At 55.7% G+C, this 17,117-nt stretch carries 10 protein-coding genes; 3 read left to right on the plus strand and 7 right to left on the minus strand.

The genetic code is table 11. The features are described from left to right. The first annotated feature begins 4 nt into the window (after positions 1–4). Together feoB and OLTU_RS07125 are read left to right on the plus strand one after the other, a co-directional pair. On the plus strand, positions 5–1,864 hold the full coding sequence (gene feoB / locus OLTU_RS07120) for a ferrous iron transporter B (RefSeq protein ID WP_141732062.1): 1,860 nt from the start codon (positions 5–7) through the stop codon (positions 1,862–1,864). Between the two features lie 10 nt (positions 1,865–1,874). Next, positions 1,875–2,024: a FeoB-associated Cys-rich membrane protein gene (locus tag OLTU_RS07125; protein ID WP_141732063.1), complete on the plus strand. Its 150-nt coding sequence runs from the start codon at positions 1,875–1,877 to the stop codon at positions 2,022–2,024. Positions 2,025–2,027: 3 nt separating this feature from the next. On the opposite strand, the gene OLTU_RS07130 is transcribed toward OLTU_RS07125, so the two are convergent. The 7 genes from OLTU_RS07130 to OLTU_RS07160 all read right to left on the minus strand — a co-directional run bounded on the left by OLTU_RS07130 (position 2,028) and on the right by OLTU_RS07160 (position 15,790). Next, complete coding sequence (locus tag OLTU_RS07130; RefSeq protein ID WP_141732064.1) at positions 2,028–8,090, minus strand: AAA family ATPase; 6,063 nt, start codon at positions 8,088–8,090, stop codon at positions 2,028–2,030. 180 nt (positions 8,091–8,270) lie between these two features. Then, the gene (locus OLTU_RS07135; RefSeq protein WP_141732065.1) at positions 8,271–8,549 is read right to left on the minus strand and encodes a hypothetical protein; all 279 of its coding nucleotides are present in this window, start codon (positions 8,547–8,549) and stop codon (positions 8,271–8,273) included. Positions 8,550–8,589: 40 nt separating this feature from the next. Beyond that, positions 8,590–9,531: a hypothetical protein gene (locus OLTU_RS07140; protein WP_141732066.1), complete on the minus strand. Its 942-nt coding sequence runs from the start codon at positions 9,529–9,531 to the stop codon at positions 8,590–8,592. 112 nt (positions 9,532–9,643) lie between these two features. After that, complete coding sequence (locus OLTU_RS07145) at positions 9,644–11,638, minus strand: acetyl/propionyl/methylcrotonyl-CoA carboxylase subunit alpha (protein ID WP_141732067.1); 1,995 nt, start codon at positions 11,636–11,638, stop codon at positions 9,644–9,646. An 11-nt stretch (positions 11,639–11,649) separates the two neighbouring features. Further along, a complete protein-coding gene (locus OLTU_RS07150) occupies positions 11,650–13,455 on the minus strand; it encodes an acyclic terpene utilization AtuA family protein (protein WP_141732068.1) in 1,806 nt (601 codons plus the stop codon). Between the two features lie 36 nt (positions 13,456–13,491). Then, complete coding sequence (locus OLTU_RS07155) at positions 13,492–15,096, minus strand: carboxyl transferase domain-containing protein (protein ID WP_141732069.1); 1,605 nt, start codon at positions 15,094–15,096, stop codon at positions 13,492–13,494. A 13-nt stretch (positions 15,097–15,109) separates the two neighbouring features. Then, positions 15,110–15,790: a 3'-5' exonuclease gene (locus OLTU_RS07160; protein WP_141732070.1), complete on the minus strand. Its 681-nt coding sequence runs from the start codon at positions 15,788–15,790 to the stop codon at positions 15,110–15,112. A 306-nt stretch (positions 15,791–16,096) separates the two neighbouring features. Between OLTU_RS07160 and OLTU_RS07165 the strand changes: the two genes are divergently transcribed. Next, positions 16,097–17,113, plus strand: coding sequence for an amino acid ABC transporter substrate-binding protein (locus tag OLTU_RS07165; protein ID WP_141732071.1), 1,017 nt, complete (start codon positions 16,097–16,099; stop codon positions 17,111–17,113). Positions 17,114–17,117: the final 4 nt, after the last annotated feature.

Here is a 17,117-nt window from a genome sequence, read left to right on the forward strand (position 1 = left end):
CATCATGTCAGATACCAAGATCCCAACATTGGCCCTGGTCGGCAGTCCCAACTGCGGAAAAACCGCGCTGTTCAATGCCCTGACCGGACTCAATTATAAAGTGGCCAACTATCCCGGCGTGACCGTGGACTGGGCGGAAGCTCTCAGTCGCAAGCACCTGGGCCCTTCCGTAAAAATCCTGGACCTGCCAGGAACCTACAGTTTGAATCCGCAAAGCGATGATGAGCGGCTGACCAAACAGGTGATCTGTCGTGAAGGTCAGTATCCGGTGCAGGCCGATGTCCTCCTCTGCGTTGCCGATGTGAACAATTTGAGTTTGCATCTGCGCCTGGTGATGGAAGTGATCGCGCTGGGGCAGCCGATGGTTCTGGCCGTGAGCATGATCGATCAGGCGGAAAAAATGGGCACCACGCCCGATCTTGCCGCACTGCAGGAGGCTCTGGGCATTCCGGTGGTGGCGGTGAGCGCTTTGAAAAATCGCGGTTTGCCGGAACTCATGGCGACCATTCGTGAGGTGCATGCCAAGGGCATCAGGCCGCGTCCTTTGCCGCTGCCGCAGGATCCCACAGGACGGGTTCGCTTTCTCGAACAGCTCCTGGAAAAGGTTCAGCCTCAAGCCAAACGACGCCATGGTTTGACCGATAGCATCGATCGCTGGCTTTTGCATCCATGGCTTGGACCGATCGCCATGATCCTGATTTTTCTGCTCGTGTTTCAGGCGATTTTTTCCTGGGCCAGTTTACCTCAGGATTGGATTGAAGCGGCCATGGGGGAATTGGGTAGCCAGGTCGGGGCTGTGCTGCCGGATGGGCTTCTCGAGAGCCTGCTCGTCGATGGCCTCATCAGCGGGGTGGGGGCGGTCGTCGTCTTTCTTCCGCAGATTTTGATTCTGTTCTTTTTTCTGCTCGTGCTCGAGGATTCCGGATACATGGCGCGCGCTGCGTTCCTGCTGGATCGGCTCATGCGTGGTGTCGGGCTGAATGGACGTTCGGTTCTGCCCCTGGTTTCCGGATTTGCCTGTGCGATTCCCAGCATCATGTCGACCCGCATCATGGGCAGTCGGCGGGAGCGCTGGGTGACGATTTTAATCACACCGCTGATGACCTGCTCCGCGCGCCTTCCTGTTTATACGCTGCTGATCGGGGCCTTTATTCCCGGGACCATGGTGTTTGGCTTTCTGAATCTCCAGGGCCTCGTGCTGTTTACCCTTTATTTCGGCGGATTGGGCTCCGCTCTGGCCGTGGCCTGGGTCATTCAAAAGTTCGGCTGGGTCGGAGGATCGAGCAGCTTTGTGATGGAACTGCCGACTTATCGTTTCCCCAGTAGCCTGAATGTGATGCGCGGGCTTTATGATCGTGGCCTCGCGTTTGTCACCCGAGCCGGGACCATTATCATGGCTGTCGTGATTATCCTCTGGTTCCTTTCGACCTTTCCTTTGCCGCCCGAGGGGGCGACGCTGCCGAGCATTCATTATTCCTTGGCCGGGAAACTCGGGCAGTGGCTCGAACCCTTGTTTTCACCCCTCGGCTGGAACTGGAAAATTGTGGTCGCTTTGATTCCTGGTTTTGCGGCCCGCGAGGTTCTGGTCGGTGCCCTCGGCATGGTCTATGCGATCGACAATACCCTGGGTGATGAGCAGCAGGTCATGGCCTTGACTTCGATTCTGCCTCAGGAGCTCACCCTGGCGGCGGCCGTCGCGCTGCTCGTCTGGTATGTGTTCGCGCCCCAATGTTTTGCGACCTTTGCCGTCATGCAAAAGGAAACCCGATCCTGGCGCATGACCGCAGCCGGATTCTTTTATCTTCTGGCACTGGCCTGGATCTTTGCGTGGATGGCCCACGGATTGACCGAGGCCCTGGTCTGAAGGAGCTGTTATGCAGCCCTGGGATTATCTCGTATTTATTCCGGTTTTCTGGGCCGGCTATTATCTTTGGCAAAGACGCCGGAAAAAATCCTCGTGCGGGGCGTGCTCCGCCTGCCCTGGAACCAAGGGTTGCAGCAGTCAGAACGTTAAAGGCGGCTGATCCTCATGCTGCAATTTTCTGTGTGCCTCGGGGAAGGCGGATCGCAAAAGCAAAACTGCGGAACCCGTGAACCCTGTCCGGACTCGTGAAACGTATTTGGATATCACCACCCAGCCTCTGCAATTCATTCCGGACCGCATCCAGCCCAACACCGCGACCTGAAAACTCCGTGATGTTTTGCGCCGTGGAGAGTCCACTGGCAAAGATGAGCTCGGCGATCCGTTCATCACTGGCGGCTTCATCACGGGCGATGAGTCCCTTGTCCAGGCCACGTTTCAACAGGGAATCCAAATCAAGACCCTGGCCATCGTCCCACATCTCAACATGATAGAAATGATCGTCGCTATGGGTTTTGAGATGAATGCTCCCCTGGGCGGGCTTCCCTTTCGCCAGGCGAACGACAGCGGTTTCGATGCCATGGTCGAGCGCATTGGTCAGGCAATGCAGGAAGGCCTCCCGGAGCGCTTTCAATTCCCTGGTTTCACATTCACAGAGAGCCCGCTCTTCAAACTGAATGCCGGGAGGCATTTTGCCAAGGGCCTGGGCGGTTGCCGCCATGCTTTTCACGATGGGTTGGAAAATGTGCTGGAGCTGCCGGGGCTGGTTGATCGAGGCGCGCAGGGCCTCAAGCTTTTGGGTCAGCAGAACAGAATTCCCCTGGTGGGACAGGGCGAGCAGTTCATCCAGCTCCTGAAGAAATGCGGCCGACATTCCGTCTCGGGCCTTGGGCGCAAAATCAAGACGCAGCTCTTCGCAGAGCGCGGTATAGTCAGCCAGAGCCTCCTGCAGTTGCCTCCGTCGATCCAAAAAGCCCGAAGGGCTGGCCTGTCCCGCCTGAGACAGGTCATCCTCCAGGCGATGGCACAGATCCATGAGGTCCCGCATTTGAAACGAGCGAAACAATCCTTTCAGAGTGTGAAGATGCCGGGCGATGACCTCGATCTGATTCTGCCACTGGCCCGTCATGACCAAGGCGTCGATCGCGGTATCGTGTTCCCGACAGTCCTCGATAAAGTTGACAAACGCATCCATGCCCATGGATAAGACCTGGGAATAGATCAAAATCTTGCGCTTCTGTTTTTCGCTGATTTGAGCCAGCTCCCGCAGTGCGGTTTCATCCCGCAGGCTCACCAGTATCCTGGTCATGATTCCATCCGGTGAGGTCATGGGAATCCATTGGACCGACAGGATTTTATGGGTACCGCGCAGAGTTTCCAAGGGAATTTCCCCTGGAAGATTCCCTTCATTGAGTTCGTAGGCAATCCTGTCCTGCCCCAGGATCGCTTGCAAAACAGAGCGGATCTGGTCGCTCAAGCCTGGGCCGAGCCGGGTCATCTTGAGAAGATGATCCAGGGGGAGTCCCGCCAGCTGATCGGTTTCCAGAATCTGTTCGAGATGGTTGGAGTATCCCTCCATGATCACGATCCTGCCCGTCAAAGCCTGATACCCGAGGTAAAAGATTCCCTGGGGCAGATGTTCCAGCATGTTCTGGATTTCCCGCGATCTTTCATCGAGTTCACGGGTGCGCTCCGCAACCTTTTTCTCAAGGCTCAGATAGAGCATTGAATTTTCGATGGAAATCGACGCCTGTCTGGACAGAACCTGCAGAACCTTGAGACGCTTTTGATTGAAGGCATAGGGCGTGGAATTATTTTCAAGATACAGGATGCCAATGATTCCCTCGGACGAGGTGATGGGCATCGAGATAACGGACTGTACCGAGTTTCTCTGAATATAGGCATCGCCTCGATACTGCCCCTCGCGCGAGGCCTGATCCAGAACAACGGTTTCACCCGTTCTCAACGTATAGTCAAAGATGGATTGGCAGAAATGGTCCTGCCATGGGCCGGCGGTATCATCGTCGAGATTGATATCGCTTTGCCCCTTCATCATAGCGCCTTTGAGCTGCCAGCTTTCCTGGTTCCCGTTCGCATCGGACAAGAATATCATGACTTTCTCGGCGCCTGCGGTTTTGCTCAGGAGGTCCATCAAAGTCTTCAATATCCCTTCCAGCCTGACCTCTGTTGACAGTTCCTCAGCCGCTTTGATGAGCGACAGCTCATCGATCGAGAGGACGGATACCGTGGACGTCGTGGATGAAGAACCGGCCCGCGCGATGGTCTGATGCGCGATCGTGGAATCACCGCGACCCGAGGGGGAACGGGTGAAGCCGGTGATTCCGGCAAAGGCTTGCGCATGGTCCCTTTGCAGAAGACTCACCTTGTGTGTAGCCCCATAGGCTGCATAATGTCGCAGAGCGAGCTGGTAAAATCCCATGGCCGTGTAGGTTGAGAATTTCCGGGCGAACAGGAGAGCCCGTTCCGCAATCAGGGCCACGAGCCAGCCGTACTCATGGGTCACGGCTGATTCGAAAGCCTTTTCATAGAGCGAAAGAGCGGCCTGGTTGCGGCCCTTGAGACTCTGGTATTCCGCTTCAATAACAAGAGAGATATGTTCGAAATTGGATGGCACACGGGGCGCCACAGCCTTCATGTCCCGCCGAAAGCGTTTCACACGACGCCAAAGATCCTTGGGAGGATGACCTCCTGCCTTGGGACTTTGGAGGAGCTGCGCCGCGCTCAGGGCCAGAATAAAGTTGAAATAGACTTCATAGATGGTCGACATGATCCCTTTGGGATTCACCTGATGGAGACGAGCATAGGCCGCACCATGGTCGCCGTAGATGACCTCGGCCAGAGCATAGAGCATGCTGTGAAGGGGCGCACGAACGCCATTGGTGATCCAGTCCTCTTCGTTCATCAGGGAAGGGGCTGTTCCGTCTGGCATTGCCTTGAGGTCGGTCTGCAGTCCCTTATGAAGGCAGATAAACTTTCTCAGGAAAAGATAAGCCGGCCGGGCCCATCGGGATGAACGCAAATTCATCACATCCTTGGATGCAGCCGCGGCATCCTCGAGGTCCCCTAGGCTGCGTGAACGCAGGATGATCATGATATCCCTGCAGCCTCGGGTATAGTCGAGCCAATTCAATTCCCCTGCGTTGCTCAGAACCCGCATGCCCTCCAGCATCAGATCGGTGACGGCATCCAACTCGTGTGACCAGTGCTTGACGAATGTGGTGCGCAGGTAAATCACCTGACCCAGGCAGGCGAGGGAATCATTCCTTCTTGCGAATTCCAGGCCGACGAGGGAAAGTTTTTCTCCCTGATCATAGTCCTTGAGTATGGCCGCATGAACAATGCCCATGGTGGTATAGGACAGGGATGCTCCGGGTGCGTTCCCGTGACGAAGGATGAGTTGAAAGGCATGATTCACATGCCAGGCATAGAGATTTTCATTCACCTGAAAGGTGCAATCGAAGAAGCTTGTCAGAATTTGCAGGGGAGTGGCCACGGCCTCGTCCGACACAAGCGGCGCCGCGGCACGGCTGGGAATATCCACCCGGCTCATCATCCATTTCGAGTGCACGAGGTTGATCAGAACGGAAGCCAGGCTGGGTTTCTCCGGAAGACCAAAGCCATAAAGCTGCAAAGCCTGGCGGGCATGGTTGACCACGTCATGCACCTGGCCAAGATTCAGGTATTGTTCCATCAGGCTGGAATACACTTCAATTTTTCTGCGGCGCGGCACAGGCGCTTTCAAGAGCTTTTCAAAAAGTGGCATCGCAATGTCGGGCTGATGGCTGTAGTACGCACACTCAGCGGCGATCAGTGACAGATCGAAATCCATCGGAATATTTTCATCGGGAGGAAGCTTTGCCAGCAGGCTTAAGCCCGTCTGGGACAGGACAAGCCCTGTTCGATAGGCTCTGGAATTTTTAGCCTTGACGCTGGCCAGGTAATTGAGTTCGACGAGGAATTTTTTCTCGGCGTCATCAGTAATCAGCTCGGCTCCGTGATTATAGGATTCGGTGATGCGGACCAGGTCCTCATCCTGTCCCTGGCCTGGCTGTCTTTGCTCGGCCCAGAATCTTCCGAGCCGCAGATGAAGGTCTTTTCTGGTTTCATCATTCAGGAGGGTATAAGCAGCCTGCTGAATCCTGTCATGATTGAAGTGAAAAACGAACTTCCGGGCTTCACCTTCGCCGATATTCAGATCGATTCCCTGGGAAAAGAGGCGGGACTCATGGCTCCAGGGACTGATGACATCCTCACGGCAGGCTTTCCAGAGACACAAATGAGTCTCCGCGATCGGCTGGCCGGTGATGTGGGCGAGTTCCTTCAACGAGAAGGTATTGCCAATCAGGGAGGCCGCCGCAAGAATTTCGATGGTCTTTGGATCGAACTGCTTGATCCGGGCTATCACCAAATCCACAACATTGGCCGTGATCTCCAGGCGATTCAGACTGTCCTTGTCACAGCTCCAACCGCCCGACTCCGTCGAGAATGTGATGAATCCGTCCCGGTGAAGTTTTTCAATCAGCTCTCTGACAAAGAAGGGATTACCCTCGGTCTTGCTCATGATTTGTTCCGCGAGATCCTGGAAATTCCCCGCGTCACGGTGCAGCGTGTCACCCAGCAGATTCATGATTTCATCACGGCGCAGCGCGGCCAGTTCCGCCCTGGCAATGACCCCGTGGAATTCCTCGATGGAACGCAGGGTTGCCGTAAGAGGATGCAGGCCATCCACTTCGCCATTCCGATAGGCGCCGATGATCAGGACCTGACGATCCCGTCGATGGCGAAAGACTTCGATCAGACATTCCAGGGACCCCATATCCGCCCATTGCAGGTCATCGATAAAGAGGACCACGGGCCGATCCCGTATGGATATGACATCCAGAAAGCGGTTAAAGATCGCCAGAAATCGGTCCGAGGCCGCGCCGGGATTCAGCTGTTCGATTTCGGGTTGCGGGCCAATGAGTTTGGTCATGCGCGGGATCAGATCGGTGAGGATCCGGCCCTGGCCATCCAGTTGTTTGACCAGGTGCTCACAAAATGAGCCGAGCTCCTGTTCGGGCAGGGACAGGAGCTGATCGACCAGTTGGGAAAAAGCCTGGACCAGGGCATCATAGGGAACATCACGTCCATATTGATTGTATTTTCCCTGAATAAAGAAACCGCGCCGGGTCGTGAGAGGTTTCAGAACTTCATTGATGACCGACGTTTTGCCGATGCCGGATGGTCCTGTCACGAGAACCAGCCGGGCTTCACGATCCTTGATCACTGCTTCAAACTGATTATGGATCAGATCGATGTCGCTTTTTCGACCATAGAGTTTGGAGCTGATCATGAAGCGGTTCGGAACATCGAACCGGCCCGGTACAAAATCCGCTGGCAATGCATCCAGGGACTGCTGCAGATATTCGAGGTCCTTGAGGAGACCCAGAAGGCTCTGGTAACGATCCTCAGCATTTTTTTCCAGAAGTTTCTGGAGTATGCGACTGGCAGCCTGAGGAAAGGCCGGTTGGATGTCCTGCGCCAGGGGTGGACTTTGCGTCAGGTGAAGAGATACCCACTCCAGGATATCCCGACCCTTGAATGGCAGGCGGTTGGTCGCCGCTTCAAAGAGCGTGATGCCGAGCGAATAGATATCACAGCGGTAGTCGACGGGGCGATTCATCCTTCCGCTCTGCTCGGGAGCCAGATAAGGCAGGCTGCCCTCAAGCGATTCGAACTCATTGATGCTGGGCGTCTCCCGATCCAGACGCGTCGATATTCCAAAATCAATGATTCGGACAGCGGAGAGATCCCTGGTCAGCAGAATATTGCGGGGATTGATGTCCTTATGAACGATCATGTGGTCATGGAGCTCGGCAATCGCCAGGGTCAGGGTCCGGGCCAGTGTCAGCCAGTTGGAAAAATTCTGCGAGAAATATTCCTTCTCTATCAGCTCCTGCAAGGTAAAGCTCGGAAAATGCTCCATAACCATGCACAGGCTATCGATCGTTCGGAAAATGCGCACGGACCGAATGGAGTACTCAAGATTCTCACTCTTCATGATCTCATATTCCCGCTGCAGCATCTGTTCGGCAATGGGATCATCATGGAGGTTGAGGGTCTTTTTTATAATGAACTTGGCACCGACAGCCGGATCCTCAACCAGAAAGATCTCGTTGTGAGCCGTTTGCGCAAGTTTGGAAATGACTTCATACCGTTCAATTCGCATGATTCGACCTCGTGACGTCTCCTCTGCTTTTCGTATGAAAAATCAATGTCATGAGGCCAAATTTGCGAAAAATAAGTACGATTGCGGAAGGATTTTCAAAAACACCAGGTCCAGTCGCGTGCCAGCACCTGGTCGGAAAGCTAAAAAAAGAAGGAAAGCTTTTGATAATCCAGGGGCTGGTCAGCCTGGATCAGGAATGGTCCGTGGGCCCGCCCCTGGATGGTCGGTGCCCGCGGGTTCCACCGTGCGCGGCGTCCAGGTTCCGCCCGCGGCGCATTGCAGCTGTTGATTCAAACTTCTCACCCAATACACGCGACCGACTGTGATGTCATCACAGGCCGGGAGCTGTTGTTCATTTTCCACGCTATCGAGGGTGGCAGCCGATGAGGGTTGCTTGCGGGTGGTTCGGCAGGCGGCCAGCAGGGCCATACTCATGATGATGAAAGCCGTGAAACGCATGCGGTTCCTCCCTGAAAACCAGGGGGGGAACCCTGGCTGTCTAATCCTGATGGGGCTTTTTCTTAAAAATGGTACCTGAAGATGTGACGGGAAGCATCAGGAAGCTGTTCTGAGCAAAGAATTCCCCGAGATGCGGGTAACGGCCGCGTGATTGATAGGCCCAGAAGAGCTGCCGCCGCGGATGCCGATGATTGAAAAGCATTTCGAGCACGCTGACCTCTTCATCGGTGAGCTTCATCTCCTGCTTCTGCTGCAAAAGAAGTTCGACGGAATCGCGCAGGCGATGATCCAGCTCGATGTGCTTGTGCCTGGCTTCCAGTATATCGACCTTTTCCGTCTCCTCTTCAAAGAGGGTCTGGTAGTGATGCCAGGCGCTGGCGAGAAGACTCAGGGTGGGAATCCTGGTTCCAAAATGCCGAACCACGATCAGCACCTGATCCACCGGATGCGTGTCGACCAGAATCTTGGCATCCCGCTCGGCGTTCAGAATCTCCTGCTCGTTCACGTCGTCGCGCCCTTCCATGAAGGCTTCGAGGATGCGCTTCCAGGTCGGCAGCGGATGCTTGATGGTTGGGGTGATATCGCTTTGATCACGGTCATGCAGATAACGGACATTGCTCTCGCGTTTGAAGGGGAAGAGCACGGCGTCGTGGCTGGTCACACCCTTGTCGAAATTGAGCTGCCAGAGGTGAATATTATACTGCAGACCGATGCGTAGGGATTGTCGCCCTTTGGGTTGTCCCGAATCGTGCACTTTTACATGCACGATATTGCGATCAACCAGATTCTGCATCGCGGCGTGCAGAACGTCCTCTTCCGCTCCGATCAGGGACGCGAATTCCTTTTCGGTCGTGATCAGTTCGTGCATGTTGGACACAGCACAATTCAGAAGATAGAGGCAGATACTGTATTCACATGAACCGAGTCGCGCCATCGCCAGCACTTTAAAGCCGGACTCGGTCATGAAAGTTTGAAATGGCATGGGGCCTCCTTTCCCATTGGGTTCTCTGAAGAGAGCCTGATTCCTGCTTCGAGCAATAATGCCATAATGTCTTGTTCCGCGCGGATTGTCCAGCGCGGAGCATGTTCCGGACTCAGGGTGCCGCCACTCGCCAGCGGGCCAGCAACTCATCAGCCTGAACCTGTTGACCCGTTGCCACGAGGACTTCATCGATGCACCCTGAGCGGCTGGCTTGAACCTCAAATTCCATCTTCATGGATTCAAGGATGGCAACAATCTGCCGCTCTTTCACATTATCACCTGTTTTCACCAGAACTTTCACAACTTTTCCTGGGACAGGGGCGCAAATGTCAGCACTTTGTGCGGATGAACGGCCGGAAGCCAGGACGTCATCAGGTTTTTCCTCCCGCCAATAGGGCAAACCGTCCAGGCCAACCCAGGTCAGCCGATGGCCCTGGTATCTGGCCTGACAGAAGCAAAAACTCTGCCGATGTCCCTGCTCAAAAATAAGCCCACGACCGAGCACCGCCAGACGATTGCGGAAACGATGCGGCACGGCCACCTGCTGAACATGCGGCAGATGCATTTCCAAATCCGTCAGTCGGGATTCCTTTTGGAAAATATCGCGCGTCAGTTCCAGGACGCCGGGCGTCTCTTGTGACCTTGGCTTATCTCTCTGTTCAATTTTCTGCAGAATCCGTTCCGCGGTTTTTTGCTGCTTTTGCTGCCGCGTATCCAGCCATTCGTTAAGTTCGGCCAGATGCTCATCAATGAAACGGGTGGTGGGAATGGAGGCCGCAAAAGCCTCATGATGCAGGACCGCCAGCAGAAAGGGAATGTTGCTGGTCGGAATTGCCAGAACGGTGTGGGTTAAACTGTGAATCAGGCGCTGAATGGCCTGGGTTCGATCCGCTCCCGTGGCCACGAGTTTGCCCATCATCGGATCAAAGCGTGGCGTCACCTCATCGATGGGATCAATGCCCGCTTCCCAGCGAATGCCCGGACCATGATAGGGCAGGAAACCATGCACCGGGCCGGGAGCCGGCAGAAATTTATTGCGCGTGTCTTCCGCATAGAGGCGAAGTTCAATACTATGCCCGATCGGGGTTTGGTGCATGCGATCCTTGATCGTCTCCCCATTGGCCACACGGAACTGCCAGGCCACCAGATCTTCATTGAAAATCTGCTCGGTGACAGGATGCTCAACCTGCAGGCGGGTGTTCATTTCGAGGAAATAAAACTGCTGCTCGGCTTTGGTCCTTTGCTCAGGAGACCAGTCGACCAGAAATTCCACGGTTCCGGCGGAACGATAGCTGACCGCCCTGGCCAGGCGAATGGCCGCCTCGTGCATGCGCGCGCGGGTGTCGGCACTCAGACCGGGAGCCGGAGCCTCTTCTATGATCTTTTGATGACGCCTTTGCACCGAACAGTCGCGATCGCCCAGCGCGAGGACATGTCCATGACTGTCGCCAAAGATTTGCACTTCCACGTGCCGTGGATATTCCAGATAGCGTTCGACGATCAGCGTGCCATCACCAAAGGCATTGATCGCCTCCGACTGCGCCCGGCGGATCGCCTCTTCCACTTCCTCATCCGCACGCACCACGCGCATGCCTTTGCCACCACCGCCCATGGCGGCTTTCAGAAGGATGGGAAAGCCATGCTGCCTGGCAAAGTCGCGCACGATTTTCAGATGACTGCCGTCCTCGCTGATCGGCAGACGTTCAATACCCGGGACCACAGGAACCTGATGGGCTTTGGCAATGTCCCGGGCCTCGGCTTTCGAGGCCATCTCGGCAATCGAGCAGGCCGTGGGACCGACCCAGGTGAGGCCGGCTTCTTCCACAAGGTTGGCAAAGCGGGCATTTTCCGACAGGAAACCAAAGCCGGGATGCACGGCATCGCATTCGCTTTGCTGCGCGAATTGCACCATCAGCTCCGCGTTCAGGTAAAGCGCCGGATTTTCCTCGGGAACCTGGATAAACCGATGCACAAGGCCTTCCAGAAAAGCCGGTGGCGCGTCGCCGCTATAAATGGCCGCCGATTCGATGCCGAGGGTGCGGGCACCGAGGGCAATGCGCCGGGCGATTTCCCCACGGTTGGCGATAAAAACACGTTTGATAGACATCTCAGCTTCCTTCAGGACAAAAGATTCTGCGGTATGGCCACACGTTGCGCGAGCAGTCCCTGAGCAAAGGTCTTGCCCTGGGCGTCGATGCGCAAGGTCATGGTTCCACCGCCGCCCAAGGCCTGATCCAAAAGGAAGTTGAAGCCTTGCATGTTGGGCAGATTGTGTCGGGTGACCGTGCCGTGACAAAGTTCCTGGAAGAGATCCTTCACGCGCTGTGCGGTGAGGTACTGATCCAGAAATTCGTAAGCGGCCGGACTGCGCGCCATGACCCCGATATTGGCCATATCCCCCTTGTCCCCGGAACGCGCGAGGCAAATGCGGCTCAAGGGCTGCAAGTGATCGCCTTCGTATTCCTTGATCACCTGCGCGATGGGTTTGGAGGCCCTGGTGGCCACCTGGGCTTTGGCCTCGGTCGGCACATAGTGTCCGACCGGTGTGGTCGTTACGGTTTTTTCACCCGTGATTTCCCCTTTTTCATAGAGCGCGATGCGCGGATGCACCACATCCTTGGGCATCAGGGCCGGCCAGTAGCTCATGACTTTCTGAGCTTTTGGCACGCCGCCGATCACAGCCACACCCGGAGGTCCGCTCAGAATCAGCGAGGGAATCATTTTGCCGAAGAGTCGCAAATCCTTTTCTTCCGCAGCACGAGCACCCAGACGCAGAAGGATTTCGTTTCCTTCGTCCCGATGCACGAGCGAGCGATGGCAGGCGTTGAAACCCACATATTCAGTCAGCGTTTCAATGAATGGGCCGGGGCAGCGCTTCCAGAAAATTTCCGCGAAAGCCTCCGCCTTGCGCCGGGCATTGGGGCCGGAAATCATGATGGAGCCGATGGACTTGTAACCGTCCTCGAAGGCCATTGAAACCTTGTAAAGCGGCGTGGGCTCAAAGCCCCGCACACCGAAAACGCGCACGCGATCCTGTCCATCCTGAGCGAGCTGAATGCTGCTGAAATCAGCCACCACATCCGGTGTGATATAGGCTTCGGGATGACCCATTTCATAGAAGAGCTGCTCGCGCACGGTATCCATGGTCACCATTCCACCACTGCCGGGATGTTTGGTGACGACAAAGCTGCCATCTTCATTCACTTCGACGATGGGATAGCCGATATTGTCGAAGCTTGGAATCTTCTCCCAGTCCGAGAAGTTGCCACCGGTCGATTGGGAACCGCATTCGATGATGTGACCGGCGACGATGCCGCTGGCCAGGCGATCCCAGTCATTCAGTTTCCAGCCGAATTCATGAATCATCGCCGCGATGGTGATGCCGGTATCGGTTACGCGCCCTGTGATAATGATGTCAGGATTCCACTTGAGGGCTTCCACGACAGCCGCGGCCCCAAAATAAATATTCGCCGCCTGGATCCGGTTTTGAACCGAGGCAAAATCCTCGCCTGATTCCATATTGGCGAACTTGCAGCCTTTGGCCTGCAGACTCTGCAAATCAGGCAGAATATCGTCGCCATAGACGATGGCAATCTTCGGCTGCAGTCCCAGTTCGCTGGCCAGATTGGTAATGGCCCGGGCGCAGCTTTGGGGATTCACACCGCCGGCGTTGGTGATGACGGTGGTTTTATCCGCCATGAGTTTGGGCAGCACGCTTTTCAGCATGCCGAGAAAATCCTTGGCATAACCCATCTCGGGGTCGCTCGAACGCTGCTTTTGCAGGATCGACATCGTAATTTCCGCGAGGAAATCCATGCTGATATAATCGAGGCGGCCGCCTTTGACCTGACGTTCCAGAGCGTTCGGATCGTCGCCCCAGTAGCCTCCCGCATTGCCGATACGAATGACTTTCTTCTGACTCATAATGTGATGCCCCTCTTGAGAATGATTTTTTGTCCTTTACATGCGGAAGACGCCGTTGACCGTCTTTTCCCAGTTATGATGCAGGGTGCTCGCCAAAGCCATGGCCAGAACCTGCCGGGTCTTCCGCGGATCGATCACGCCATCGTCCCAAAGCCGGGCGCTGGAATAATAGGCGGAACTTTCCTTCTCATATTTTTTCAAAATCGGGTCACGGATCGCGGCCAGTTCATCCGCGGTCAAAACCTTGCCCTGCCTCGCCAGCTGCTGAACCTTCACGGTGGCGAGCACGTCCGCGGCCTGTTCACCGCCCATCACCGAAATGCGGGCGTTGGGCCACATGAAGAGATAGCGGGGTTCATAGGCGCGTCCGCACATTCCATAGTTGCCTGCCCCAAAACTGCCGCCGACCACGCAGGTGACCTTCGGAACATTGGCATTTGCTACTGCATGGACGAGTTTCGCGCCGTCCTTCGCAATGCCGCCGTGTTCGTATTTTTTGCCGACGATAAAGCCGGTGATATTCTGCAAAAAGAGCAGCGGGATTTTTTCCTGCGTGCAAAGTTCGATGAAATGCGTGCCCTTCAGCGCGCTTTCCGAAAAAAGCACCCCGTTGTTGGCGATGATCCCGACCGGGATGCCACAGATATGGGCGAAGCCGGTGACCAGGGTCGTGCCGTAGTTGGGTTTGAATTCGAAGAGGCGCGAGCCATCGACCACGCGGGCGATCACCTCGCGTATATCGTAGGCCTTGCGTGCGTCCATGGGCACGACGCCCATGATTTCCTCGGGATCGTAGTGCGGTTCTTCGGGAGCTTCGATCTTCACCGGGCATTCAGCAGTTTTGCCAAGATACTTGACGATCTGCCGCACGATCTGCAGCGCGTGATCATCGTTCTCCGCCATGTGATCGGCCACGCCGCTGATCGAGGTGTGAACCTTGGCGCCACCCAATTCCTCGGCCGTGACCTCTTCCCCGGTGGCCGCCTTGACGAGCGGAGGACCGGCGAGGAAGATCGTGCCGGTGCCCTTCACGATCACGCTCTGATCGGACATAGCCGGAATATAGGCGCCGCCCGCGGTACAGAAACCGTGGACGGAACTGATCTGCTGAATGCCGAGGCTGCTGAGGCGCGCCTGGTTATAAAAAATGCGACCGAAGTCGTCCTTGTCGGGAAACACCTCATCCTGCATCGGCAGGAAGGCGCCGCCTGAATCCACGAGATAGATACAAGGCAGATGATTCTGCCCCGCGATTTCCTGAGCTCTCAGATGTTTTTTGACTGTAATCGGAAAGTAGGTTCCGCCTTTGACCGAAGCGTCGTTGGCCACGATCATGCAGGGCCGCCCTTGAACCATGCCGACCCCGGTGACTATGCCGCCCGAGGGCACGGCGGAATCATAAAGTTCATGGCCGGCGAGCGCCGACAGTTCAAGGAAATCCGAACCGGTATCCACCAGCTTTTGGATGCGTTCGCGGGCCGGTAATTTTCCTTGTTTGCGCAGGCCTTCGATCACCTGCGGGCCGCCGCCGAGCTGGACTTCCTCCAGACGGTTGTTCAATTCCTGCGCGAGCTGCTGATGATAAGCAACATTCTGCTGGAAGTGTTCACTGTTCCGATCGATCCTGGATGAGATGCGCATAGACCCCCACGTATCACGCCACTTGGAAGGCGGAAAAATCCTTCCATTGCTGCAGACCGGCCCCCTCGCCGCGCAACAGAGATTGAAGCACAGCCCCGGTCACCTCGCAGTCACCGATGGACCGGTGACGGGCCGCGAAGCTGAGGCCGTAGTGCTGTGCCAAACTATCAAGATTCTTGGATTCAAGATCCGGCAGCAGCTGCCGGGCCAGTTTCAGGGTACAGAAACAGGACCACTCGATCTGATAACCCAGCCGATGACAGGCATTCTTCAGGAAGGCCATATCGAACTCGGCGTTGTGGGCCACGAGCAGCGTGTGATCGATGAACTGGAGGAACTTCGGCAGGACCTCTTCGATCGTTGGCTGATTTTCGAGCATCTCGCTGGTGATACCCGTAATGCGGCTGGCGACCTCGGGGAGCGGGATGTCGGGTTTAATGAGCGTGGAAAAATCAGCGACACGCTCGCCGTTTTGATATTTAATGGCCCCCACCTCGATGATGCGATCGCGCAGGGAGTCCAGGCCGGTGGTTTCAAAGTCGAAGATGACCAGAGTCGCATTGCGGACCGACGCATCACCGGCGAGTTGATGACGAAGGACCTTTTGCAGAAACAGTTGACTATGGCCTTGGGCATCATCCTCATCCGCGGGAAAGAGGATGTCAAAGAACATGGAGTTTTGTAATTGTGTCATGCTCGAAACCTGCTCCCTGTCAGCTCGTATGGGCACTTTCAGGCCGGAAAAAATGTCCCTCGAACTTAACCGATATAGCCCTGGGGGGCAAGCGCCCGCTGGAAATGATGGGCGCAGTGCGATGTTTGCATGCAAGCCGAAAAAGCCACCGTCAGCTCGTGGTTTGTGTGCGCCGCCCGAAAACACCGTCAGCTCGTGGTTTGTGCGTGCCGCCCGAAAAACCACCGTCAGCTCGTGGTTTGCACGCCAGCCGTCTTGTGCTATAAGACTGCAACTTAACGACCTCGAATACGACAAGGAGGATAGATGATGAAATCCTTTTGGCCCAGTCTATGCGGACTCTCCCTCTTGATGTCCACCAGCTGGCTGCAGGCTGACACGCTGGATGCGGTCAAGAAACGCGGCTATCTCAAGTGTGGCGTGAGTCAGGGACTGGCTGGCTTTTCCAGTCCTGATAAAGCCGGCCAGTGGCGTGGGATTGATGTCGATCTTTGTCGTGGCGTGGCCGCAGCTGCCCTGGGCGACGCGAAGAAAGTGAAATACACCTCCCTGTCGGCCAAGGAGCGATTCACGGCCCTGCAATCGGGTGAGATCGATCTTCTGTCCCGCAATACGTCGTGGACGATCGTCCGCGATAGTTCGCTGGCTGTCGATTTTCCTGGCGTGCTTTATTATGACGGCCAAGGATTCATGGTCCCGAAAAAGTTGAACGTCAAGACTCTGAAGGATCTCAACGGGGCGACGGTCTGTGTCAATCTGGGAACAACCACCGAGTTGAATCTGGCTGATTATTTCCGCTCGCAGAAGATGACTTATAAACTGGTCGCCTTCGAAAAGAATGATGAGGTCGTGGCCGCCTACGATGCCGGCCGTTGTGATGTCATGAGTTCGGATCAGTCGGGTCTGTACGCGGATCGCACGCGCCTGAAAAAACCGGATGATCATGTGATTCTGCCTGAATTGATTTCCAAGGAACCCCTGGGTCCTGCCGTTCGCCATGGCGACAATCGTTGGGCGGACATCGTGCGCTGGACGCTGTACGCGATGGTCGAAGCCGAGGAATTGAAGCTCTCGTCCGCCAATGTCACTCAACAAAAGACCAGCAACAATCCCGCCGTGCGCCGGCTGCTCGGCTTTGAAGGTGACATCGGCAAGAATCTGGGATTGAAACCGGATTGGGCTCTGCAGGTGATCACGCAGGTCGGCAACTATGCGGAGATTTTCGAACGCAATCTCGGAATGAATACACCCCTGAGAATTGCCCGTGGACAGAATGCCATTTGGCGTGAAGGTGGTCTGCAATATGCCATGCCCTTCCGTTGATGGG

The organism is Oligoflexus tunisiensis (assembly GCF_001748245.1).
Lineage (GTDB): Bacteria > Bdellovibrionota_B > Oligoflexia > Oligoflexales > Oligoflexaceae > Oligoflexus > Oligoflexus tunisiensis.